The following is a 22,923-nucleotide window of genomic DNA, read 5'->3' as shown; positions in this document are numbered from 1 at the left end:
CTGGATCTGGTGCGCGCCCGGCACGAGTTGCAGTCGCATGGATATCGCGGTCTCTCGCCCTCCGCAATCCGGCAATCAGAAACGGCAGTCCCTTGTGGTAGCGAAACAGAGAAAGTTCCGTCCGGTATGTTTGACGCATGAATATCTTGGCAGACTGGATACCCCAACTAATATCGAGTGGTTCTGTGATCTTCGCTGGCTGGTTGGTGTATCAGAATGGTCGACTGGAACGGGCACATAGCGCTCTGCTGAAGATCGAGATTTATCATGGTGATGAGATTGTGCGCTACCGAGCGATGAATCTGATGCTGAGCAACCCTAGTCGCGAGCCTATTACCGCGTCGCTTTTGAGACTTTCGGACGGTAGGCGGAAGTCACGTTACCTGCCATTGTCCCACACTGGATTCACTGGCAGTCAGTTGGCCCAGAATGCGTTGGCGTCGTCGGTTGTTATGACCAGGCAAATCGACTTAGCGCCAGGGGGTGCGAACACGATGGTGTTATTCCCATCCGCAATCGCCCTTAACGTCGTTTTGTATCGGATCCCGGCGTCCGATTTGAAATTGGAACTGGTAACGGGGCACGGAGTGTTTGTGATTCCGGAAAACGATGACTTCCGGGCGGTCATGGACGGCATGGTTAATGCGTTGGAATACATCGAAACGCATGTTGTGGAACTAGAAACATTACAAATGGAGCAGATAATGTCGATTCTCGGGTATCTCCAGCAATGCGGATTCAATGAATTGGAGACATTTAGGCAATGGGTTCTCCAGCTCTTATCTCAGCCGACCAACGCGGGTTGATATGACTCAAACCTCAGCCCGCCGACGGCAGCCTGAACGGGCGCAACTGAATACGCACACACCGGGGCTTAGCCATGCCCCGGTGTGTACGGCGTGTGCGGTCAGAGCATCGTCGAGATATGGTCCGGAAGCGCGACACCTGAGTCGAGGTCCTCGGACGGGATCGGTTCACCGAAGTGCGTAGCTGCGGGAACTACTCCAGCCCAAACGGTTTCGACACCAATGTCGGCGGCATCGTCGCCGGGGCCGCCGGTGCGGGCCTTGACGGAAGCCTCGTACAACGGCAGGGCAAGAACGATGGTTGCCGCCATTTCCTTGCGCGTGTGATCCCGCAAGTGTTGGGAACGTCCGGGAACCACCTGGTCGACGATCAGATTCAAAGCCTTCACTCGCTCGTCGCCGTCGGTCACGACTCGAGGTGATCCGACGATGACGCCGCTGCGGTAGTTCATCGAGTGGTGGAAGCCCGACCGCGCCAACACGAGCCCGTCGAGGATCGTGATGGTGATGCAGATTTCGCTGTCGGGAGCCAAGCTTCGCGAGGCCACCGAGCCGTGAACATAAATAGACCCGCCGCGGTCAGGGCCGTCGAGGTCGAACCCGTACGCGGTGGGAAACACCATGGGAACTCCGCCGACGGTCACGCCCATGTGGCACAGCTTCGCGGACTGCAAGACGTCGACGAGTGCCGCGCGTTCTGCGACGCCGTGGTGGCGGGCGCGCTTGTGCGTCGTACGTGCTGTCGGGGACAGCGGAATAGGTGCAGTGGGGGCAGGAGCAGGGGCAGCAAAGACAACGGAATCTGTCATGCAGACAATGCTGGTGGCAAAGTGGCTTCAAGTCATGGTCCAATCAGTGGAGACTTCGATAGGCCACTTCGATTTGCCACTTCCGGGAGGGTTCTGAATGTTTCTGCCTTCGGCGGTAGCCGTCGTCCTCGACCGGACAGATCGGCGGGCGCTCCCGGTCCAGATTGCCGACCACCTCAGAGCTGATATCCGCAGTGGTAAGGCGGCAGTGGGACTGAGGTTACCCAGTTCCCGGAAGCTGGCGGCGGAGCTCGAGGTGGCGCGGGGCGTCGTGGAACGGGCGTATGAGCAGTTGATCGCCGAGGGTTGGCTTGTCGCTGTGGACGGCTCGGGCACCTTCGTTGCCGAGGCGCCCTCTCCCGTGCTCACTCCCACGACTACACCGAAGAAGACCGCCGACAAGATGTCGCCCAGGGTGCAGCTCCGGCCAGGCGTGCCGTGGACGCCGCCGCGTGCATCGGCAGCGTGGCGGCGGGCGTGGCGTGACGTCGGGTCCAAACCGCCACCATTCGAGGATCCCGATCCTGCGGGTGACTACGAATTGCGTTCGGCACTATCGGAATTGCTGGCAAGAGCCCGCGGAATGTCGGTTGAACCCGAGAGAATCCTGATCACCTCAGGTGCCACGCATGGTCTCGGCCTCGCCCTGTCGGCTCTGCGTACCCGTGGTGCTGTCCTGGCGATGGAAGATCCCGGATACCGGTATGCGTCCTCGGCCGCAACAGCCTGTGGATGGTCGCTACTCGACGTGCCCGTCGACGCTCATGGTCTCTGTGTCGACCAACTCGAAACGGCGTCGGAGAACGTCCGCGGTGTGTATGTGACACCGTCCCATCAGTATCCGACAGGTGGGCTGCTTCCGGTAGGTCGGCGCAACCAGTTGATCGAGTTCGCACGCGCCCGCGACGTCGTCCTGTTCGAGGACGATTACGACTCCGAATTCCGTTACGACGTAGCGCCTTTACCTGCGCTTGCCCAGCTGGCTCCTGATCGGGTGGTGTATCTCGGAACGGTTGCCAAGACGCTCGGCGCCGGAATTCGATTGGGCTGGTTGGTAGCTCCCCTCGACCTGGTCGACCGCATAGCAGTACACCGCAAGCGAATCGGCGACTTCCCGTCGGTTCCGCTGCAGCAAGCACTCCTGTCCCTGCTCCGTGACGGCGAATGGGATCGAGCGGTACGTACCGCCCGGCGCAGGTACCGCGAGCGCGATCGCGCGGTCGAGGAAGCACTGTCATCGTTCGGTGAACTGCGCGGACTCGGCGCCGGCATGCACACGACGCTCATGCTCGACGCGGATCTGGCAGCGACCGTCGCTCGCGAGGCGCTCATGCACGGCGTCGAAGTGCCCACCCTGGTCGAGTCCACCCGAACGCACGGAGACCCCGGTGGATTGGTCATCGGCTACGGACGAGTGGAATCCGCAGACCTCGAATATGCGCTCGAGGTGATAGCCGGGTGCCTCGCACGTCACAGCGCGTGAAGTCTCGATGATCGGGAGTGCGGCAACGGATGGGCGTGGTCCAGTTCTAGCGTCTGCTCGTGACGATCCGAAGCCAGACCTTTCCGCACCTGCTCGCACCAGGCACCATCGGCCCGATGACCGTGCCCAATCGTGTGGTTCTCCCTGCGATGGACATGAACCTGTGTGAAGACGGGGAAATCGAAAAGGGCGACATCGACCACTTCGTGGCTCGTGCGGCCGGTGGAACGGGTCTGATCATCACCGGTTGCTGCGCTGTTGCGTATCCGCTGGGCTGCACCAGCCGCAAGGAACCGGGGCTCTCCGAAGACCGGTTCATCCCCGGACTCAAAGCGCTGGCCGACGCGGTGCACGACGCAGGCAGCAAGCTCTGTGTGCAGATGACACACCACGGCAAGGTGGCGCGCATCGATACCCTCGACGGCCGACCCCAGTTGGTCCCGTCCACACCGAAGCCGCCGGGTGACATGAGTGCGATGGCCGATTGCACGCCCGAAGAACTGGGCAAGATGGCTGCCATCAACGAGGGCAAGAGGGCGACCTACCACGAGGCCACCAAGGAAGATCTTGATTGGCTCGTCCGCATGTTCGCCGAGGCTGCCGGACGGGTGAAAGCGGCCGGCGGCGACGCCGTCGAGATTCACTGTGCCCACAACTACGTCCTCGGAGCGTTCCTGAGTCGCTACACGAATCAGCGCAGCGATGAGTACGGAGGTTCCATGGAGAACCGTGCACGCCTGGCTTGTGAGGTCATTCGGGCGGTCAAGGAGGAGGTCGGCGGTGCGCTTGCCGTCATCGTGCGTCTGGCCGGTCAAGAGTACGGCGAAACCGACGGGCTGACCGTCGACGAGGCTGCTGCGGCCGCCAAGATGTTCGAAGAGGCCGGCGCTGACGCCATTCACGTCACCGGTACCGCGCTGAATGCTTTTGCCAACTTCACCGACGGCCCCCTGCCCGACAAGGTCGGCTACTACACGGACAATGCAACGCGAATCAAGCAGGCGATATCGATCCCCGTGATCACGGTCGGACGTATGCTCCCCGAGGTCGGCGAGAAGATGATCGCGGAAGGTCGCACGGACTTCGCCGCGATGGGCCGCCAGCTCCTGGCCGATCCACAGCTGGTGAACAAACTCAAAGACGGTGTACCCGAGCGGGTTCGGCCTTGCATCAATTGCTACGTCTGCGTGCAGGAGAACTTCTGGGACGAGACCCCTCTGTGCGCGGTGAACCCTGCCCTGGGCAACGAAGCGCTGCTCCCCTTCGTTCGGACCAGCACTCCGAAACACGTTGTTGTGGTCGGAGCGGGCCCCGGTGGTCTCGAAACGGCTCGCGTGGCCGCTGAACGTGGGCACCGAGTCACGGTGTTGGACAAATCCGATCGTCTCGGTGGCACCCTGTGGTTCTCGAGCCTCACTACCCCGGACAACGGGCGTCTGCTCAGCTGGTTGAAAGTGGAAATCGAGCGTCTCGGTGTCGATGTTCGACTGAAGACCGAAGCCTCGGTTGCTTCGATCCGGGCATTGAACCCCGACGCCGTAGTCGTGGCCACCGGTGCAGTTCGTGAGCGGCCTAGCGTTCCGGGCGGTGATCTCCCACACGTGCACACCGGTGATTCGTTGCGCGCGTTGATGACCGGAGCGGGAGACGTCTCACAGGTGCCGCCGTTCCTGCGGACGATGGCCAAGTTGGGCAAGCTGTCCGGTATCACCAAGAGCCCCGCGGCGATCCGAGCTGTGACCCGCAAGTTCCTGCCCATGGGTAAGGACGTTGTCGTGATCGGTGGTTCGCTTGTCGGACTCGAGCTTGCGGAGTTCCTGGCCGAGCGAGGTCGCAATGTGACGCTGATCGAAGAAGGCCAGCAGTTGGGTATTCCGATGGCGATGCCGCGCCGCTGGACGGCTGTGCGCCACGCCAAGCATGTCGGTGTGGACATTCACCGCAATTCAACGGTGCAGCGAATCACCAAGGAGCACGTCGAATTCCGTTCCGGTGACAAGACACTGACCGCCCCGGCCGACATGGTTGTCGTCGCATCGGGGGTGTCAGCGCAAGCGCCGCTGGCCGACGCTCTGATCGGCGTCGTCTCCGACGTGCACGTGGTCGGTGACGCGGTGAACGTCGACTACATCGAAGGTGCGATGCACACGGCGTGGAAAGTCGCGATGGATCTTTGACCCATCCCCTAGGTAGCGCTTTGTGCCGCAACGATGTCCGGCCACCATCGGGCCGCGACATCGGGGTGCGCACGTAGTCGACTCTTGAGGGCGTTCGCCCCGTAGGAATCGTGGATCGGGTTGTTCGCGTCCACGGTGACGCCGGTGGCACGCGCCGCCAGCTCGGGCGGTAGGTCGAACTCCGGGATCTGCGCTGCGTAGTTCGGGTTGAAGAAGAACGGCACCGAGATACGTTCACCGTCACCTTCGGGTGAAACTACCCGGTGCACAGTCGCTTTCAAGTAGCCGCCGGTAGCGACCTCGAGAAGTTCGCCGATGTTGACCACCAGCGCCCCGTCGATCGGCGGGGCGTCGATCCAGTCGCCGTCGTGCTCGACCTGCAGACCGCCCTTGCCCGGTTCGACATAGAGCAGAGTCAGCACTCCCGCGTCCTTGTGCCCGCCGACGCCCTGGGAGCCGGCACCTTTCGGGCGGCCCGGGTAACGCACCACCTTGATGAGGATCGACGGATCGTGAGCGAACGCGTCGTCGAAGATGTTCGCATCCTGGCCCAGGGCTACCGCCCATTCGCGTAAGAGGCTCAATGCGATCGAGGTGAGTGTGTCGTTCCACTCGGTGATGACGTCGCGGAGTTCGGGAAGGGCGTCGGGCCACTGGTTGGGGCCCTGCAGGATCTCCCAGGCCGGTGAGGTGTCGGTGCGCTCGGCCGCGGGCTGTTCGGCGCCGATGTCGATCTGCTCGCGCCAGTCCTGCTTGCCTTCGGTCAGTTCGCCGCCGAGCCTGGTGTACCCACGGAAGTGCGGGCTGCGGACGTTCTCGATCGCGAGCTTCTCGGCAGTCGGTAGCGCGAAGAACTCGCGGGCGACGGCGAGGAGGCGGCGCTGCAGTTCGTCGGGAATTCCGTGGCCGACCAGGTAGAAGAATCCGACCTCGTGGGTGGCCTCGCGGAGCTGAGTGCGGAACTGCTCGGCGGTGTCGGGGTTCTGCGCAAGCGACAGATCGAGCACTGGCAGCGACGTAATCGACATGGGGTCCTCGATCCGTGTGATGGTTCTGATGTCCATCATTCCACGCTGATCGGCACCCGGACCCGCGCGGCGATTCGGCAGCCGCAGGCGTGATTACCCGCGCGTATGCGGAAACACCCTGCGGATAACAGAATCGGGGCCTTGCGCCATTGGCGCAAGACCCCGAATCAGCGTGAACCTAAATCAGGCCTCATCGGCTCCGATGATGAACGCTTCGAGCTCGATGCGAGCCTTGTCGTCGGCCATCTGGACCGGCGGGGACTTCATCAGGTAAGCGGAAGCCGGGTAAACCGGTCCACCGATGCCGCGGTCCTTGGCGATCTTGGCTGCGCGGACGGCGTCGATGATGATGCCGGCAGAGTTGGGCGAATCCCAGACCTCGAGCTTGTACTCCAGGTTCAGGGGAGCGTCACCGAAGGCGCGGCCTTCGAGGCGGACGTATGCCCACTTGCGGTCGTCGAGCCACTCCACGTAGTCCGAGGGACCGATGTGGACGTTGCGGTCGTGAACCTTGCCGGCGAGTGCGCCGGTCAGGTTGGACGTCACGGCCTGGGTCTTGGAAACCTTCTTGGACTCCAGGCGATCACGCTCGAGCATGTTCTTGAAGTCCATGTTTCCACCGACGTTGAGCTGGTAGGTGCGGTCCAGCACGACGCCGCGGTCTTCGAACAGTTTCGCCATCACGCGGTGGGTGATGGTGGCGCCGACCTGGCTCTTGATGTCGTCGCCGACGATCGGGACGCCGGCGTCCTTGAACTTGGCAGCCCACTCCGGATCGGAAGCGATGAAGACGGGCAGGGCGTTGACGAATGCAACGCCTGCGTCGATCGCGCACTGTGCGTAGAACTTGTCAGCGTCGTCGGAACCGACGGGCAGGTAGGAGACGAGGACGTCGACCTGAGCGTCCTTGAGTGCCTTGACGACGTCGACGGGCTCGGCGTCGGACAGCTCGATGGTCTCGGCGTAGTACTTGCCGATGCCGTCGAGGGTCGGGCCACGCTGAACGGGAACGTCCAGGGGCGGGACGTCGGCGATCTTGATGGTGTTGTTCTCGCTCGCGAGGATCGCCTCGGAGAGGTCGAAGCCGACCTTCTTGGCGTCGACGTCGAACGCAGCGACGAACTGCACGTCGCGGACGTGGTACTTGCCGAACTTGACGTGCATGAGGCCGGGGACCGTCTGGGTCTCGTCGGCATCCTTGTAGTAGTGGACGCCCTGAACCAGGGACGAGGCGCAGTTACCCACGCCCACAATGGCTACGCGCACCGCGGTGCTGTTCTCACCCATGGTCGGGTTCTCCTTCTTTCCGGGATGTTCCTGTTGTCGATTGCTCGGCTGCGATCAATTCGTTGAGCCAACGCACTTCGCGTTCACTCGATTCGAGTCCGAGCTGATGGAGCTGACGGGTATAGCGGTCCAGCGATCCGCTGGCCCGACCGACGGCCTCGCGGAGCCCCTCACGGCGCTCCTCGACCTGGCGTCGCCTGCCTTCGAGGATCCGCATCCGCGCTTCTGCGGGGGTGCGGCTGAAGAAGGCGAGGTGAACGCCGAAACCGTCGTCGGTGTAGTTCTGCGGCCCGGTGTCGGCGACCAGTTCGGTGAACCGTTGCCGACCTTCCGGAGTGAGCTGGTAGACGCGACGCGCCCGACGCTTGAGCGTGCCGGTGGCAGTGTCGACGTCTTCCGAGATCAATCCGTCGGCTTGCATGCGCCGCAGTGCCGGGTACAGCGATCCGTACGAGAACGCGCGGAATGCGCCGAGCAGACCAGTGAGCCGCTTACGCAGCTCGTATCCGTGCATCGGTGACTCGAGGAGCAGCCCGAGGATTGCGAGTTCGAGCAACTGACAAACCTCCCGAGTCGTTGAACCTAACCGCTTGATGCGATAACCAACTATATCGCGCCGATATATAAAACCACACTGCGGCCCGATACGTGTACCAAGGTGTCACGGCTAGATCAGGGGGTGAACGGGTAGATCGACATGATTTCCCCGTCGAGGCCAGCGGTCAGGTACCCGCTTTCGTCGAGGTCGTTGCCGACGTGGATCTCGATGGTCGGCACGGTTTCGGTGCTTCCGACAGAGACGTACCGAGTGGTCGGATTTTGCACAGACGTTGTGGTTCCGGCGCCGTCGAGCAGGGCGATCACGATGCGAGGATCGAGCTGTGTGACGTCGATCTGTGTCACGCCGGGTTCGCGCGATCCTCCCGAAGTCGTGTCCTCGAGGTCGCCTCGGTAGTAACTGTCGAGGCTCTTGCGCTGCGCAGCAGGATCGGCGCGCGTTACGCGTGCATAAGTGGGATAGATGGTCATCTCGTCGACCAGTCCGCTGCCGTACTCCGTTTCGATGGCACGGAACATCGCCCCCAGGCCGTCGACGGTGTGCAACTGTGGCTCGGGGCTGGAGAAGATCGTGACGTCCGACGCCACATATTTGATTCCGAAGCCGATTGCCGACACCAGTGACAGAGCGATGATCGCAAGGGCGATCAAACGCGTGTCGAGCGAAGGTTCTTTCCGGAGAACAGGCAGAGACGCTTCGGTCTGCAGATCGGACGTCAAATCTTCGAGATCGCCGAGAGTGACTGCCACCGCGGCGAGTTCGGTCAATTCGTCGTGCTCGGTCGCCGTGAGTTGCCCGTCGGCGAAGGCGGAGTCCAGCACTGCGCAGGTAGCCTCGCGATCGGCATTGCGAGCGCGGGTGGTCCTGGTCAGATCGTTCGGCATGTCCGGGCCTATCGAGGAGTGAAGGGAGACAAGCGGATCGGGCGGCCATCCGGGGTCAACTCCATCGAGGCGCTCGCGCCGAGGTCGTTGTCCACGTAGATGGAAATGCGTGGTTCCTGGCTCGACGAGCTCATGCCGATGTGTGAGACCTTGGCGTCGGGGACGTTGAGATTGGCGGACGCTCCGGCCAGGTATCCGGCGAGTTTGTCGATGTCGACCGAGGCGAGGTCGAAGGTAGTCGTGCTGGCCGCCCGGGATGTGGAGCTCTCGCTTGGTGTGAAACCTCCACGAAAGTCGATGTCCTCCTTTAGATTCGGCGAGACAGCGGCGGCGCGAGTGACGCTTGCATGGCCGTCGTAGAAGTTAGCGGAATCGATCATCGTCGTGCCGAACTTGTTGTTGTACCGGGTGATGAACTCCCGTATTCCGCTTGCTGTGACCGTATCGAGCGTCGAACCCACAATGGGGGCAAGCGGTTCGATTGCCTGTGGTGAAACCGGCGGAGGCGCAGGGGGTGAATCGTCGGCGGACAAGGTGAGGTACCCGATCAGGCCGGCGAAGATAGTCGATGCGGCTGCGAGGTACCAGATCTTGTCGATACGACGAACTTTGGCAACGGCATTGCGCAGCGTTGCTTTCTGCAGATCGCGGACCAGTAGATCGAGCTGGCCGAGGGTGGTCGCGGTCATCGCCGCAGCCGTCCGGTTGGCGTGCTCGTCGACCGTGATCTGGCCGTCGGACAGAGCCGTATCGAGAACGGCGCAGGTATCGGAACGGTCGACGTCGCGCGCACGGGTGCGCGTAGAGGTAGTAGTCGGGGACCCACTCACCGGCTCACCCTAGCTCCCGTACGGGTAGGAACGAGAGATCTCGCCCCACGGCGTGACCTCGATTCGTCCTTGGTGGCCGAGTCCGTTCTCCGCATAGATCGCGATCTCCGGGAGGCCGTAGTTCGCGTCCACGATCAAGTGCGTGATCGTGGCGTCCGAAACATTGACGTAGGCGCCGATGTTAACCATGTACGGCGCGAGCTTATCGATCTGGATGGAACCGAGATCGAAGGTCGGCTGGCCCGTCCGCCGCGGAGTGGATGTCACTTCCCGCTCGAAGCCGTCGCGAAAACTGATGGACTCGGCGCGAGCTGGAGCGTCGGGGACCGCCCGGCTCACCAGGGAGAAGTCGCCGTGGAAGCTGGCGTCATCGATGAACATGTCGCCGAACTCGTCGCGATACTTCTCGATAAATGCGCCGATACCCTCGGGAGTCAATGTGTCGATGTGTGCGATCAGGATCGGTTCGACGGTCGGCTCCAGCACCAGGGTGGTGGTCGGCAACGGTGGCGCGAGGGAAGTAGTGCTGGCATAACTGGCGGTGATGTCTTCCGAAGGCGTCAATGGTGAGCGACTCCAGGCCACCGCGGCGACCGCGCCGACGACGATCAGAGCAGCGCCACCGATGTACACGGCCTTGCGCGTCACCGACGTCCGAGGCGCCGTTGTGGTATCGATCTTCGGCACCTGCAGATCGTTGACCAGGCGCGCGAGCTCGAGCAGGGTTTTCGCGGACCTCGCCTTTTCGGTCCGTTCGAAGTAGTCCTCCGCGCTCAACTGCCCTTCGGCGTACGCGGCGTCCAACACATTGCACGTTTCGACGCGATCAAGATCACGAGCACGCGTCATCGGGGAACGGGAAGACTTCACAGGAAGTGATCGTAATGGCTGGTCGCCATGCGTCCGGACCGCAAAATGTGTTCATCGTGACCCTCCCGAACCGTCCGTGGCGGCACGGACGCACGTACGCTGGTCAGGTGCGGATACAGCGGCAAGTTGTGGACTACGCGCTCGCGCGTCGGTCTGTGCTGGCCGAAGTGTCTGCGGGTAGGACCGACGTCAAGCAAGTGTGTGACGCCGATCCGTACCTACTCAGAGCCGCGAAGTTCCACGGCCGGGGCAGCGACGTCGTCTGCCCCATTTGCCGCAAGGAACAGTTGACGCTCGTGTCCTGGGTGTTCGGCGACAAGCTCGGTCAGGTTTCGGGATCGGCCCGAACCTCGGACGAGCTCGCTCGGCTTGCGGAAACAGCAGAGGAGTTCACGGTGCACGTTGTAGAGGTGTGCCGTACCTGCAGTTGGAACCACTTGGTGCAGTCCTATGTGCTCGGCGCAGTACCTGCGCCGCCGCGACCGCGGCGAGCACGCCCACCAAGCCGGCGCACCGCCAGCGAGTAACGCCACACCCGAAGAAGGGCCCGATCGAAGTCTGCACGTGATCGGTCCGTGACCACTGGAGATTTGATTCGTGAGTTCCCCCAGCAACAACAACCCGGGAGGCAACAACCCGGGTGGCCGTCCCGTCGGTCCCAACCGTCCCGCCGGACCTCCTCAGGGTCGTCCGCCGCAGGGACGTCCGATGGGTCCACCACCGCAGGGTCCGCTTCCGCAGGGTCCGCCTCCGCAGGGACGCCCTCCGATGGGTCCGCCCCCTCAGGGTCGTCCGCAGCAAGGCCGTCCGATGGGACCCCCGCCCCAGGGTCGTCCGCCGCAAGCCCGACCTTCGGGCCCGCCTCCTCAGGGCCGCCCCGCCGGTCCCCCTCCTCAGGGTCGTCCGCCGCAAGGCCGGCCTGCCGGCCCGCCGCCTCGAGATCGCGCCGCAGGCGCTCCGGCAAACGAACCGACCCAGCGCGTCGCGGCAGCAGCAGCGACCACCCGTAGCAACGCGGGCACCCGCCCGCCGGTCGGACCTCCGCCGACGAAGCCGCCGACAGGTGGCTCCGGTGGCGGTGGCAACGACGGACAACCACCGAAGGGAAGAAAGAGCACCGTGAAGAAGAAGTCCAAGTGGCGCACAGTTCGCCGCTCGGCCTACGTCTTGGTGGCGCTCGGTCTTGTTCTGCCCGTCCTTGCCTTCATGGCGGCGTACATCGTGCAGGACGTCCCCAAGCCCGGTGACCTCAAGACCAATCAGGTGGCGACGGTCTTCGCCGCCGACGGCACCACGGTGATCAGTACCGTCGTCCCGCCGGACGGCAACCGCGTCGAGGTTTCGCTCGATCAGGTACCGCTTCACGTTCGCAATGCGGTTCTCGCCGCAGAGGACCGCGATTTCTACTCGAACCCGGGCTTCTCGATCTCCGGTTTCGCACGCGCAGCCCGAGACAACGTCCTCGGTCGCGACAGTGCCGGTGGTGGCTCGACCATCACGCAGCAGTACGTGAAGAAGGCGCTCGTCGGCTCGGAGCGTTCGCTGACGCGAAAGATGAAAGAGCTCGTCATCTCCTCGAAGATGGCCAACGAGTGGTCCAAGGACGACATCCTCGCCGCGTATCTGAACACCATTTACTTCGGTCGCGGCGCATACGGCATCGGCGCAGCATCCAAGGCTTACTTCGGTAAGCCCGTCGACCAGCTGACCATCGAAGAAGGTGCCGTCCTGGCATCGTCGATTCAGCTTCCGTCGCTCCTCGATCCCGAGACCAACCCGACCGGCGCGAAGTCCCGTTGGGATTACGTGCTCGACGGCATGGTGTCCGCCGGCACGCTGGATCAGGCCGCGCGCACGCCGATGCAGTACCCCGCCTACATCCCGCTCGCCCAGGTCGACAACAGCAGCCAAGGCTCGACCGGACCCGAGGGCCTGATCAAGCGTCAGGTGCTCAAGGAGATCGGCGACGCCGGAATCAGCGAGCAGTTGCTCAACACCGAGGGCTTGCAGATCACCACGACCATCGACCCGCAGGCTCAGGCCGCAGCGGTCGAGGCAGCCCGTTCCAACATGGAGGGTGAGCCGGAGAACCTGCGCACCGCAGTTGTCTCGGTCGACCCGAAGACCGGTGCCGTCAAGGCGTACTACGGCGGTGAGGACGGCGCGGGATACGACTTCGCGAATGCCGGACTTCAGACCGGTTCCTCGTTCAAGGTGTTCGGTCTCGCAGCCGCCCTGGATCAGGGAATCCCGCTCTCGCAGATGTACGACAGCTCGCCGCTGACCGTCAACGGCATCTCCATCGGCAACGTCGAAGGTGAAAGCTGCGGCACCTGCACCATCGCAGAGGCGCTCAAGCGTTCGCTGAACACCAGCTTCTACCGCCAGATGCTCAGCCTCGACGGCAACGGCCCGCAGGCAATCGCGGACATCGCACACCAAGCAGGCATCCCGAAGGACATCCCGGGCGTCGGCCCGTCGCTCACCGAGGCTGACGGTTCCGGTCCCAACAACGGCATCGTGCTCGGCCAGTACCAGGCCCGCGTGCTCGACATGGCGTCGTCGTACGCGACGCTCGCCGCATCCGGCACGTATCACGCACCGCACTTCGTCCAGAAGGTCGTTGCCGCCGACGGCACCGTGCTGCTGGACCGCGGCGCACCCGCCGGTGAGGACCGCATCGACGCTGCCGTCGCCGACAACGTGACGGCTGCGATGCAGCCGATCGCGGCGTACTCGCGCGGTCACAACCTGGCCGGCGGACGTCTGTCGGCGTCGAAGACAGGTACTGCGCAGCTCGGTGACACCGGAGCCAACAAGGACGCATGGATGGTCGGCTACACGCCGTCACTCTCGACCGCGGTCTGGGTCGGAACTCCCGACGGTGAAGCGATCACCAACTCGGGCGGCGCGATGATCTACGGCTCGGGTCTGCCTTCGGACATCTGGAAGGACACGATGGACGGCGCCCTCGACGGCACCGACAACGAGAAGTTCCCGACGCCGGGCAAGATCAACGGCCAAGCCGGTGGTGTTCCGGAGTACACGGCACCTGCACCGCCCAAGACGTCGGCGCCGCCGACCACCGCACCGACGACGACGGAAACCACTCCGCCGCCCGTGGTGACGACGACGCAGGTCGAGGTTCTGCCGGGAATCACCATCCCGATTCCGGGGATCTCCCGGCCGACGACAACCACGCCGCAGGTACCAGGGGCAGGCGAGACCACCGAGGAAGAACCGGCAGGTGTGAGCCCCGGCCAGTAGTTGGAGGGTGGTCGGTTCGAAAGACGGTAACCTCGCGGAGTGGCCGCGAATGCTGATGATGCCGAACCGACCTCCCCCGCTCCGCTGGCCGAAGATCTTCGTTCGGCGGATTGGCGGGACGTTCCCAGTCGCAACGACGCGATGGTGTCTGCGCTGTCGGGAACCGTCGGCGGTCCGGTAGGTCGTCACGCACTGATCGGACGCACTCGCTTCTTCACCCCGATGCGAGTGATCCTTCTGCTCGCCGTGGTGTTTTTGGCTTTCGGCTGGTTCGCGAAGGCCGGCTGTATTCAGCAGGCGCCGGTCGGCGAGAGCGGGCAGGTCGGCCTCGACTGGAGTGGCAGCCGTCAGTACGTGGCGATGTGTTACTCCGACACCGTTCCGCTGTACGGAGCCGAACGCCTCGATCAGGGAGCATTCCCGTACAAGACGTCGTGGGAAGAAGTACGCGGCGACGGTTCGATCCAGATGCGGTACATGGAGTATCCGGTCATCTCGGGGCTCTATCAGTACGGCGCGATGAAGGTCGCCAAGGCGTGGGATTCGATCACCTGGCTGCCGGGCGCGATTCAGGTGGCGCTCTATTTCAACGTCGTGGCGTTCGGGTTGGCGTTGGCGTGGCTGGTCACCGTGTGGGCGAGCACCCTGCTGGCCGGACGACGAGTGTGGGACGGCGCGCTCATCGCGTGTTCCCCGTTGGTGATCGTGCACGTGTTCACGAACTTCGATCCTCTGGCGACGGCGTTCGCGGCTGGCGGGTTGTTGGCGTGGGCACGCAAGCGGCCAGTGCTCGCGGGAATCCTGCTCGGCCTGGGCGGCGCCGCGAAGCTCTACCCGCTGCTCCTACTCGGACCGCTTTTCGTCCTGTGTCTGCGCGCGGGCAAGACGAGGGACTGGCTGGTGACCGCACTCAGTGCCGTCGCGGCATGGCTTGCGGTGAACCTGCCCATCGCCGCGCTGTACCCGCATGGTTGGTACGAGTTCTTCCGGCTCAACTCCGAGCGCGGGGCCGATCCAGATTCCCTCTACAACGTGATCGCGTCGTTCACGTCGTGGAAGGGCCTCGACGGTCCTCTCGCACAGGGCGAGTCACCGTCGAATCTCAACGCCGTCTCTCTGCTTTTGTTCGTGGCCGTCTGCATCGGTGTCGGATACGTCGCCCTGACGGCGCAGCGTCGTCCGCGCGTTGCGCAGTTGTGCTTCCTGTTGGTGGCGGGCTTCTTGCTCACCAACAAGGTGTGGAGCCCGCAGTATTCTCTGTGGCTGGTGCCGCTGGCCGTGTTGGCCTTGCCGCACCGCAGACTCCTGCTCGCGTGGATGACCATCGACGCCCTGGTCTGGGTTCCTCGAATGATGTATTACCTCGGGGTGTCCAACAAGGGGCTGCCCGAGCAGTGGTTCACCGGAACCGTCGTGATCCGGGACATCGCGGTACTCGTTCTGTGCGCGCTGGTGCTCCGTCAGATCTACCGGCCGTCGGAGGATCTCGTGCGGTACGGGTTCATCGACGATCCGGCGGGCGGTGTTCTCGATCAGGCTCCGGACAAACAACCTGCCTGGCTACCCGGTTGGTTGAAGCCGTCCAAAGCGAAGGAACCGGAAACCGTCGCGGTCTGAGGTCACCACTCGTCGAGGGTGGTGTACCCGTCCTGGACCGCGCGGGCGAACAACGCTGCCTTCGTGGGAGCCGGCCGCCCGACGTCGCTGTACTTCGTGCGTACCCGAGTGATGTGTGTGTTGACGGTGCAGACGCGTAGGCCGAGTGTCTCGGCGACCTCGGACTTGGAATCCGAACGAAGCCAGGCGAGAAGTACTTCGATCTCGCGGACGCTCAGCTTCGGCTTGTGCTTGCCGTGCTTGGGGTTGCCGACTCGGGACACGTTTGCCTCGATCTTCGGAGAAAAGCCGATTGAAGACATGCGCGCAGCGCCTTTCGACGGAGGGAATGGGCGTCGACTGCCGTATTTGCAGAAGGGCTGCTGAGGTGGGGCGCGACTGAGAACGAGTATTTCGATCTAGGCGTCTCAGTGGAACGGACGCAACTCTCTCGATACAGAGTCCATACAACGGACAAATCTCCTACCTGCTCCGATAGAGTGCCTCGCTATGAACTCGAAGGCGGAAGCCGGTAGGCACAATCAGGTCGATCCGGGCCAGATCGAGTCGCGTGGACAGTTTGCTGAGGCGCTCACGGCGTTGCGGAAGGCAGCCGGACTGACGGTCCGCGAAGCCGTCGAGCGTTCGGGTGGTTTGCACGGAACCGTCAGCGGATGGTTCGCCGGCCAACACCTGCCGACGCCGGCGAGTACCCCGATGTTTTTTGCGCTCCTCGAGGCCTGCGGTGTCGACTCCGAGGATGAGCGGCAGCGCTGGATCGGTGCGGTGCAACGAGTGAGGCAGCTGACGGCCAGACGACGCGGCGACGCCACCGTTCCGTATCGAGGTCTCGAATCTTTCCGACAAGAGGACGCCGAGTGGTTCTTCGGTCGAGACGAACTCACTGCCAACTTGGTCGAGCGGGTGGCGTCGGCGATACGAGGTGTCGGCCGCAGTCAGTTCATGGTGATCGGTGCTTCCGGATCGGGTAAGTCGTCGTTGCTGCGGGCGGGACTCGCCCCCAAGGTTGCCGAGGGCGATTCACGGTTCGACGGCTGGCGGGTGGAAATCCTGCAGCCGGGTACGGGAGGAATTCCGTCGTCGATTTCCGACGAACCAACCGTCTTGATCCTCGACCAGTTCGAGGAACTGTGGACGCAGTGCGACGGTGATCGGCGCGAGGAAATACTGCGGACTCTCGCGGAACTCGGTGAGAACACCATCGCCGTCATCGGAATGCGCGCCGACTTCTACGGTCTCGCGGCGGAGGAACCGCTTTTGGTGCCGCTGCTCGACGATTCGCCGATGGTGGTCGGGCCACTGACCGACGAACAATTGCGCGAGGTGATCGTCGAGCCGGCGGTCAAGGCCGGGATGACCGTGCAGAGCGAATTGGTTCAGGTTCTGGTCTCCGAGCTGACACCACGCGGCTCGCGTACGGCGAGCGACCCCGGAGCTTTGCCCTTGCTGTCACACGCACTGTTGGGGACCTGGCAACGGTCGACGCGTAAAACTCTGACCGTCTCGGATTACTACGCCACCGACGGGATTGCCGGAGCCGTCCAGCAAAGCGCGGAGGAAGTGTACGGCGAGCTCACAGAGCGGCAGCAGCAGTTGGCGCGCAGGATCTTCCTCCGATTGGTCAACGTCGACGAAGTGACGCAGACGCGTCGGCGTGCACCGCGCACCGAACTCTTCCTCGGTGACGACGTCGACGACGTGAACACCGTCATCGACCGGTTCGCCTTACGGCGCCTTCTCACCGTCGACGAAGAGACGGTCGAGGTTTCGCACGAGGTCTTACTGTCAGCGTGGAGTCGGCTTCGCGATTGGATCGACTCGGACCGCGCCGGCCTGGCGGTGCATCGCCGGTTCACCTACGCGGCGCAGGTGTGGGAAGACAGTGGACGCGACCCCGGCGCGCTGCTCGGACCCGCACGTCTTCACCTGACGGAAGAATGGCTGAACTCGGGTGAACTCGGTCTCCCACTGGAACCGAGTCGGACCCGCGCCGCCGACCTCAACGCCACCGAGCGGGAGTACCTCGCTGCGAGCATCGAGCATCGTGATCAGCAGGAATTTGCCGATCGCCGACGTACACGCGTTCTGCGACGGCTCGTGACTGCGTTGGCAGCTGCGTCGGTGATCGCTCTGGTGTTGGCGGTGGTTGCGACCGTCGCCGGTATCGGAGCCAATCGTCAACGTGTCCAAGCAGATACCGCGCGAGACGAGGCGATGTCGCGTCAGGTGGCCACCGAGTCGATCAGGATGCGCGAGCGGGATCCGTCGCTGGCGTCGCAGCTTGCTCTGGCGGCATTTGCGGTCAACGAAACAACCGAAGCCCGCTCGGCATTGCTGGATGCGTCGGGCGTTCATTCGGCTACTCGCATCATCGGACCGCCCGGCGCGATGAAGGCCCGGATAAACCCAGCCGGAACTGTTGTGGCGGTGGGTGGTTCGGATGGGAAGGTCAGACTTTATCCGATGGTGGACGGTGTGGCCTCAGCTGTTCCGCAGGCGGAGTTCCTCGGAGTCTCGGAGGGCACGGCGCTCTTTGCCGTCGCCTACAGCCCGGACGGACGGCTGCTTGCGACCGGTGGCGCCGGCGGCGCTGCGCTGTGGGACGTGTCGGATCCCGAGAATCCGGTCCGTGGAACTCTTCCCGTCGACGGTGAACGCGTAGTGCAGGACATGGAGTTCAGTCCAGACGGAACCAAGCTGGTCGCCGGTACCTCGACGCCCGACGTCCTGCGATGGAACATCGACGTTTCCGCGAATGCCGTTGCTTTGCCTGCTCTTCCGCACCCAGCTGACGGCATCGTCACCGCGACGTTCAGTCCTGACGGACGTTTCCTCGTGGCAGGCGGGCGTCAATCGACACTTCGTGTGTGGGACGTCGCGAAGTGGGGTGAGGAATCGGCGCCGATCTTCGCGACCGAGCCGAACGGCACCACCGTCCACTACCTCGGTGTCGCCTTCAGTCCGGACGGACGCGAGCTTGCGGCGGGAACCACTGGCAGGGAGGTGGTTCGGTGGGACATGAGCGATCCGGCGCGCCCCACTCCCTGCCGGCACTGACGGGATTTTCCAGCTACGTCAACGAACTCAACTACGGCAAAGACGGAACACGTCTTGCCGCAGGAAGTTCCGACAACTCCGTGCGCGTGTGGGACCCACGAACCGGGGCGTTGATCGAAACACTTCCGGACAGTGGGGCGGTGACCACCGTCGACTACAGCGACGACGGCCGCAACCTGGTCACCGGAGGACTCAACGGTGTGACTCGCGTGTGGGCTCTACCGGGTCCGGTCTGGGCGGGACCTCGGGACACGATTTTCACCAGTCCCTTTGCCGCGGACGGCTCGCGTCTGGTGGCCGGCGTCGGGGCCAGGGGTGGCGCGATGTTGGCGTGGAACACCGAGGATCTCGATCGCCCCGCGGTGATGCCGGAGTTGAAACCGCAAGGGGACGACTCTTTCAGCGGTGCGTCGGCGGTGTCGGCAGACGGGAACCTGGCTGTGAGCGGCACCGGCGGCGGCGGTGCATATCTTTGGGACCTGAGTGATCCGGCGTCGCCACGGATCTACAGCGAACCCGCGGTGTACGTGAAGGGCATCGTGGCGGTCGTCGCGTTGAATCCCGCCGGAGATCTGCTGGCGGTGTCCTCGCAGGACGACAACAGCATTGCGTTGGTCGACGTTTCCGATCCATCGGAACCGAAGCTGCTGTCGTCGACCGATGTCGGCTCTTACCCGCAGATGATGGCATTTCAACCGGGCGCCGACATCCTGGCGATCGCGAACGCCAAGAACGAAGTGGATCTGTGGGATGTGTCGAACCCAGCGTCGCCCCGGGTGGCGGCGACGGTGGGTGGATTCGAAAGTTACGCACTAGCAGTGTCTTTCAGCGCCGACGGGACGTTGTTGGCCGCCGGAAGTGCGGATCACAGGGTCGCCGTGTGGGACGTACGCACACCGTCGGCACCCGAGGAGCTCGCTCGTCTTCTCGGTCCCGAGGGCGCAATCTATTCGATCTCGTTCAACCGCGCCGGTGATCGGCTCGCTGCCGGTGTCGGCGACGGAACCGTCTGGCTCTGGGATATCGAGACCCCCTCGCGGTCAACACGATTTGCGACGCTGTCCGCCTACCCGGGTCGCGTCAACGACGCTCAGTTCGCCGGCGAGAGTGACATGATCGCGGGCAGCGGGTCGGACAAGACCGTTCGCTTGTGGGGAATCGACCCCGACAGCGTCGTTGATCGATTGTGCCGCACCGCAGGATCTCCCATCACGGAAGCCGAATGGGAGCGTTACCTGCCCGGTGTTCCCTATCAGGATCCGTGCGCCGGCTGACGTGGGTCAGTTCATCCAGAACTCGAGCGCCGGTTCCCGACCCAGCTCGCCTCCGCTGCCGGTGATCACCAGTCCGGCGGAGGTGAGCTGGTACGTCACGTCCTTGTTGGTGACGGTGAATCCGTTGCCGGTGGGCGTCGGATCGTCGAGTTCGATGGTGGCGCCGTCGCTCAGCCGTTGACCCTTGTAGTAGTAGCGGCCGACTCCCGTTTCGCAGATGACGATTCGTGATCCGGTCGTGACGGCGATGGCGACGGCAGGATTGGTGGAGTTGCAACTGGGGCCGCCGGAGATGAAACCCTGACGGTCGGTGCCAGAGACGGTCGGCGCCGGACCGATCGAGGTTGTGACGCGTGGTGGCGTCGTCGTTTTCGGCGCTGTGGTGGGTGCACTCGGTGCCCGAGTCGTGGTCGTGGAGTACGAGTACGGCGTCGTGTAGGTGAAACTCCGCGAACTCGCGTCATTGGCGGCGTTGCCGAAAGCGGCGGCGAGCAGCCCGAAGAACGCGATCCACACGATCACGGCCAGGATGCCGAGTGCGGTGAAGATGTAGCCGATGATCAGTCCGGCAAGGGCGAGTCCGTCGCCTTCTTCGCCGGTCCGTTTGATCTGGCCGCGAGCGATGTGCCCGAAGACGATCCCCAACGGCGCGATGAGGAACGCGAAGACGAGGGCGAGCACCGCGAGTGTGTTCGTCGGGCGCCTGCCGTACGGATCGGGCTGCCCGTACGGAGCCGGTTGCCAATTCTGATTGCCCTGGTACCCGTACCCACCCTGATCGCTCATGAGGTGAATCTTGGCATGGACTTGGCCGAAGAGTGCAGGTGATCGCTAGTTTCGGGTACGTGTCTCGAGCTGAGGTGCGATGGTCGGCCAGTCTTCGTCGGTCATCGCGAACAGCGCTGTTGTACGCCAACTGCCGTCGACGCGGCGTCGGTGCTTGCGCAGCAGGCCCTCGAACTGAGCGCCGAGCTTTGCGATCGCGGCCCTGGACTGTTCGTTGAACTCGTCCGTGTGCCACTCGACGCGTACGGCCTCGAGCTGGTCGAAGGCGTGGCGAAGCAGGAGCAGCTTCGATTCGGGATTGATCCCGGTTCCCTGAACAGATCGCGACAACCACGTGTATCCGATTGCAAGACTGCGGTTTACCGGGTCGATCTGGTACATGGACGTAGTGCCGACCACGGCGTTCGTCGCGATGTTCACCTGCGCGAAGGCGATCCGATTCGGGTCGTCGAGGGCTGCAGAGATGTACCTCTGTGCCTGTTCCCGATCGGTGATGGGCGCTGCGGTCCAACGAAAGATCGCCGCGTCGTCGGCCGCCGCGAGCAGAGCGTCGGTGTGCGCGAAGCCCAGGGGTTCGAGTCGGACACGATCACCGGTCAGCGTCGGTGATTCGAACCATGATGCAGTCATCAGGCGTGCTCCCGTGAGTGAGTCGGAAGGTTGTTGTCGGAGTTCGCAATCTGATCGGTCCCACCGGCAAGCGGATACCGCAGTGGGACTCGCAGGAACAAGAAGAAGAACACGGCGAGCAGGACGACGTGGCCCCACACACTCGCCTGGACGACGGCTTCGTACTTGCTCGGATCGAGATTCATGTCCAGTTGGTAGAAGTACCGGAAGATGCCGATACCCAACGCCGCGTCGGCGATCAGATAGGCGACGATCCAGAACCACCGGATCTTGAACAGTACGAGGAACGGCAGGATCCACAGTGTGTACTGCGGTGAATTGACCTTGTGCAGCAACACGAATCCGCACAACATCGCGGCACTGACTGCAATCCACGGAAAGTAGCCGTCGCGGACGTATCGTCGCCAACCCAGATACATCGCGAGCGCGAACGAGACCAGGATCATGACCGGAGACAGGATGCTCACCAGTGCGTCGTAGTCGGCGTTGAGTTCGCGAACTCCGAAACCGTAGAACGGGCGCAACCCCCAGAACCACACCGAGTTGGTGGTGATGTCGGCGCTTCGCTTCTCCTGGAAGCTGAACGACGCGCGCCAGCCTTCGTAGGAAATGAGGGCGAACGGCAGGTTGACGAGGACGACGGTGACGATCGCCGCGCCCGCCGTCATCAGCGCCCCACGAACGTCGTAGCGCTTGCCTTCGGTGCCGCGTAGGAGCACATAGGCCATGAGCGGCAGCACGAACATTCCCGGGTACAGCTTCAAACAGAAACCGATCGCCAGGATGACGGCCGCCAGAACCGCGCGAGTTCGCAGTGGAATCCGCTCGAACGTCATCAGGAAGATCGCGCCGACGCTGGTGGCCACCACCGGGAGCTCCCAGTTGTGGAATGCGTACAGAACCAGGGGCGGAGTCGCCGACCACACGAGCGCGTACGCGCCGCTCATCTTGCCGAGCATCCACGCCGTGAGCAGTCCGAAAGGAGCCAGGATCAGTGCCGAGTGCAGAAGGAAATCGGTGTCGGTGTGTGAGCCGATACCGCCCAGCCACATCAGAATTCCGCTGAGCACCGGGTATTCGACGGTTCCGCCGGTCAGGAATCCTTCGGGCGTTATCCCTCCGGTGACAAAGGGGAACAGATGTTGATCGATTCCTCGTCCGAGCCAGAGCAACTGGATATCGGAGTAGCAGACGTCGATGTTCTTGTTGACGTCGAAGTTCAGGCTTCGGCCGTCGGGCGCGAACGGTGCACCGCCGCATCTGGCCTTGTTGAAATAGCCCAGCGCCATCGTCAGCCCGCACAATCCGACGACCAACGCCAGGATCGACGCCGGGGTCTTGCGGTCTGTTCGCATGATTCTCACCCTAGGGGGCGCAGTGGCTCGCGGGGTGATGCGTCTGCGCCACGCGTCGCGCATCGATCTGGTGGTCTTCCTGGAGGGCCGGGACGATTTCCCTGGTCAAGGCCCCTCGTGTAACCTACGAGGGTTGCTGACGCAACGACCCTCCTGCCACGGATAGTCCGTGGCCGTTTTCACTTAGTCCACAGGAGGTGATGA

At 63.4% G+C, this 22,923-nt stretch carries 19 protein-coding genes; 8 read left to right on the top strand and 11 right to left on the bottom strand.

Going from position 1 to position 22,923, the window contains the following annotated elements; all coding sequences use genetic code 11:
* The first annotated feature begins 137 nt into the window (after nucleotides 1–137).
* Nucleotides 138–806: a hypothetical protein gene (locus B0E55_RS26060; protein WP_133053449.1), complete on the top strand. Its 669-nt coding sequence runs from the start codon at nucleotides 138–140 to the stop codon at nucleotides 804–806.
* 101 nt (nucleotides 807–907) lie between these two features.
* Here the strand turns inward: B0E55_RS26060 and B0E55_RS26055 are convergent, their stop codons facing one another.
* Complete coding sequence (locus B0E55_RS26055) at nucleotides 908–1,615, bottom strand: pyridoxamine 5'-phosphate oxidase family protein (RefSeq protein ID WP_069145284.1); 708 nt, start codon at nucleotides 1,613–1,615, stop codon at nucleotides 908–910.
* A gap of 97 nt (nucleotides 1,616–1,712) precedes the next feature.
* Between B0E55_RS26055 and pdxR the strand changes: the two genes are divergently transcribed.
* Together pdxR and B0E55_RS26045 are read left to right on the top strand one after the other, a co-directional pair.
* Nucleotides 1,713–3,098, top strand: a complete 1,386-nt coding sequence (pdxR, locus tag B0E55_RS26050) for a MocR-like pyridoxine biosynthesis transcription factor PdxR (protein WP_080910775.1) — start codon at nucleotides 1,713–1,715, stop codon at nucleotides 3,096–3,098.
* Between the two features lie 59 nt (nucleotides 3,099–3,157).
* The gene (locus B0E55_RS26045) at nucleotides 3,158–5,275 is read left to right on the top strand and encodes an oxidoreductase (protein ID WP_070797618.1); all 2,118 of its coding nucleotides are present in this window, start codon (nucleotides 3,158–3,160) and stop codon (nucleotides 5,273–5,275) included.
* An 8-nt stretch (nucleotides 5,276–5,283) separates the two neighbouring features.
* On the opposite strand, the gene B0E55_RS26040 is transcribed toward B0E55_RS26045, so the two are convergent.
* The 6 genes from B0E55_RS26040 to B0E55_RS26015 form a co-directional block, all read right to left on the bottom strand.
* Complete coding sequence (locus B0E55_RS26040) at nucleotides 5,284–6,342, bottom strand: isopenicillin N synthase family dioxygenase (protein ID WP_019746062.1); 1,059 nt, start codon at nucleotides 6,340–6,342, stop codon at nucleotides 5,284–5,286.
* Nucleotides 6,343–6,486: 144 nt separating this feature from the next.
* Nucleotides 6,487–7,590 carry an inositol-3-phosphate synthase gene (locus B0E55_RS26035; RefSeq protein WP_003945979.1) on the bottom strand — a complete coding sequence of 368 codons (1,104 nt, stop codon included), beginning with the start codon at nucleotides 7,588–7,590 and terminating at the stop codon, nucleotides 6,487–6,489.
* A complete protein-coding gene (locus tag B0E55_RS26030; protein WP_003946014.1) occupies nucleotides 7,583–8,146 on the bottom strand; it encodes a PadR family transcriptional regulator in 564 nt (187 codons plus the stop codon). Before B0E55_RS26030 ends, B0E55_RS26035 begins: the two co-directional genes overlap by 8 nt.
* A 116-nt stretch (nucleotides 8,147–8,262) precedes the next feature.
* Complete coding sequence (locus tag B0E55_RS26025) at nucleotides 8,263–9,033, bottom strand: DUF1707 SHOCT-like domain-containing protein (protein ID WP_069145287.1); 771 nt, start codon at nucleotides 9,031–9,033, stop codon at nucleotides 8,263–8,265.
* Between the two features lie 8 nt (nucleotides 9,034–9,041).
* Nucleotides 9,042–9,863 carry a DUF1707 SHOCT-like domain-containing protein gene (locus B0E55_RS26020; RefSeq protein ID WP_080910774.1) on the bottom strand — a complete coding sequence of 274 codons (822 nt, stop codon included), beginning with the start codon at nucleotides 9,861–9,863 and terminating at the stop codon, nucleotides 9,042–9,044.
* A gap of 9 nt (nucleotides 9,864–9,872) precedes the next feature.
* Nucleotides 9,873–10,712, bottom strand: coding sequence for a DUF1707 SHOCT-like domain-containing protein (locus B0E55_RS26015; protein ID WP_080910773.1), 840 nt, complete (start codon nucleotides 10,710–10,712; stop codon nucleotides 9,873–9,875).
* A 128-nt stretch (nucleotides 10,713–10,840) separates the two neighbouring features.
* Here B0E55_RS26015 and B0E55_RS26010 point away from each other — a divergent pair, with 128 nt between their 5' ends.
* The 3 genes from B0E55_RS26010 (at nucleotide 10,841) to B0E55_RS26000 (ending at nucleotide 15,617) form a co-directional block, all read left to right on the top strand.
* A complete protein-coding gene (locus B0E55_RS26010; RefSeq protein WP_042448217.1) occupies nucleotides 10,841–11,260 on the top strand; it encodes a DUF5318 family protein in 420 nt (139 codons plus the stop codon).
* A 592-nt stretch (nucleotides 11,261–11,852) separates the two neighbouring features.
* On the top strand, nucleotides 11,853–14,000 hold the full coding sequence (locus B0E55_RS26005; RefSeq protein WP_019746057.1) for a transglycosylase domain-containing protein: 2,148 nt from the start codon (nucleotides 11,853–11,855) through the stop codon (nucleotides 13,998–14,000).
* A gap of 39 nt (nucleotides 14,001–14,039) precedes the next feature.
* Nucleotides 14,040–15,617: a glycosyltransferase family 87 protein gene (locus B0E55_RS26000; protein ID WP_029256732.1), complete on the top strand. Its 1,578-nt coding sequence runs from the start codon at nucleotides 14,040–14,042 to the stop codon at nucleotides 15,615–15,617.
* A gap of 2 nt (nucleotides 15,618–15,619) precedes the next feature.
* Here B0E55_RS26000 and B0E55_RS25995 read toward each other — a convergent pair whose 3' ends face one another.
* On the bottom strand, nucleotides 15,620–15,919 hold the full coding sequence (locus tag B0E55_RS25995; RefSeq protein WP_020909716.1) for a helix-turn-helix transcriptional regulator: 300 nt from the start codon (nucleotides 15,917–15,919) through the stop codon (nucleotides 15,620–15,622).
* Between the two features lie 187 nt (nucleotides 15,920–16,106).
* On the opposite strand from B0E55_RS25995, the gene B0E55_RS25990 reads away from it, so the two are divergent.
* Both B0E55_RS25990 and B0E55_RS32305 read left to right on the top strand, forming a co-directional pair.
* On the top strand, nucleotides 16,107–18,674 hold the full coding sequence (locus tag B0E55_RS25990; protein ID WP_241896152.1) for an nSTAND1 domain-containing NTPase: 2,568 nt from the start codon (nucleotides 16,107–16,109) through the stop codon (nucleotides 18,672–18,674).
* Nucleotides 18,629–19,948 (top strand): WD40 repeat domain-containing protein, encoded by a 1,320-nt coding sequence (locus B0E55_RS32305; RefSeq protein ID WP_241896151.1) that lies wholly within the window; start codon nucleotides 18,629–18,631, stop codon nucleotides 19,946–19,948. Before B0E55_RS25990 ends, B0E55_RS32305 begins: the two co-directional genes overlap by 46 nt.
* A gap of 6 nt (nucleotides 19,949–19,954) precedes the next feature.
* Here the strand turns inward: B0E55_RS32305 and B0E55_RS25985 are convergent, their stop codons facing one another.
* Genes B0E55_RS25985 through B0E55_RS25975 form a run of 3 tightly spaced genes read right to left on the bottom strand, consistent with a single transcriptional unit; the run spans nucleotide 19,955 to nucleotide 22,719 of the window.
* Nucleotides 19,955–20,734 (bottom strand): DUF4190 domain-containing protein, encoded by a 780-nt coding sequence (locus B0E55_RS25985; RefSeq protein WP_020971364.1) that lies wholly within the window; start codon nucleotides 20,732–20,734, stop codon nucleotides 19,955–19,957.
* A gap of 45 nt (nucleotides 20,735–20,779) precedes the next feature.
* The gene (locus tag B0E55_RS25980) at nucleotides 20,780–21,364 is read right to left on the bottom strand and encodes a GNAT family N-acetyltransferase (RefSeq protein WP_069145291.1); all 585 of its coding nucleotides are present in this window, start codon (nucleotides 21,362–21,364) and stop codon (nucleotides 20,780–20,782) included.
* Nucleotides 21,364–22,719, bottom strand: a complete 1,356-nt coding sequence (locus tag B0E55_RS25975) for a glycosyltransferase family 87 protein (RefSeq protein WP_080910772.1) — start codon at nucleotides 22,717–22,719, stop codon at nucleotides 21,364–21,366. Before B0E55_RS25975 ends, B0E55_RS25980 begins: the two co-directional genes overlap by 1 nt.
* Nucleotides 22,720–22,923 lie beyond the last annotated feature (204 nt).

This window comes from Rhodococcus sp. 66b (genome assembly GCF_002076325.1).
Classification (GTDB): Bacteria; Actinomycetota; Actinomycetes; order Mycobacteriales; family Mycobacteriaceae; genus Rhodococcus_F; species Rhodococcus_F erythropolis.
Note: the sequence above shows the minus strand (reverse complement) of the source record. Positions and strands in the feature narration are given on the sequence as shown.

What these genes read in the sequence shown, in the direction of transcription:
- B0E55_RS26060 (WP_133053449.1), top strand. Translation starts at nt 138, where the DNA reads ATGAATATCTTGGCAGACTGGATACCCCAACTAATATCGAGTGGTTCT.
- B0E55_RS26055 (WP_069145284.1), bottom strand. Translation starts at nt 1,615, where the DNA reads ATGACAGATTCCGTTGTCTTTGCTGCCCCTGCTCCTGCCCCCACTGCA.
- pdxR (WP_080910775.1), top strand. Translation starts at nt 1,713, where the DNA reads ATGTTTCTGCCTTCGGCGGTAGCCGTCGTCCTCGACCGGACAGATCGG.
- B0E55_RS26040 (WP_019746062.1), bottom strand. Translation starts at nt 6,342, where the DNA reads ATGATGGACATCAGAACCATCACACGGATCGAGGACCCCATGTCGATT.
- B0E55_RS26035 (WP_003945979.1), bottom strand. Translation starts at nt 7,590, where the DNA reads ATGGGTGAGAACAGCACCGCGGTGCGCGTAGCCATTGTGGGCGTGGGT.
- B0E55_RS26025 (WP_069145287.1), bottom strand. Translation starts at nt 9,033, where the DNA reads ATGCCGAACGATCTGACCAGGACCACCCGCGCTCGCAATGCCGATCGC.
- B0E55_RS26015 (WP_080910773.1), bottom strand. Translation starts at nt 10,712, where the DNA reads ATGACGCGTGCTCGTGATCTTGATCGCGTCGAAACGTGCAATGTGTTG.
- B0E55_RS25995 (WP_020909716.1), bottom strand. Translation starts at nt 15,919, where the DNA reads ATGTCTTCAATCGGCTTTTCTCCGAAGATCGAGGCAAACGTGTCCCGA.
- B0E55_RS25990 (WP_241896152.1), top strand. Translation starts at nt 16,107, where the DNA reads ATGAACTCGAAGGCGGAAGCCGGTAGGCACAATCAGGTCGATCCGGGC.
- B0E55_RS25985 (WP_020971364.1), bottom strand. Translation starts at nt 20,734, where the DNA reads ATGAGCGATCAGGGTGGGTACGGGTACCAGGGCAATCAGAATTGGCAA.
- B0E55_RS25980 (WP_069145291.1), bottom strand. Translation starts at nt 21,364, where the DNA reads ATGACTGCATCATGGTTCGAATCACCGACGCTGACCGGTGATCGTGTC.
- B0E55_RS25975 (WP_080910772.1), bottom strand. Translation starts at nt 22,719, where the DNA reads ATGCGAACAGACCGCAAGACCCCGGCGTCGATCCTGGCGTTGGTCGTC.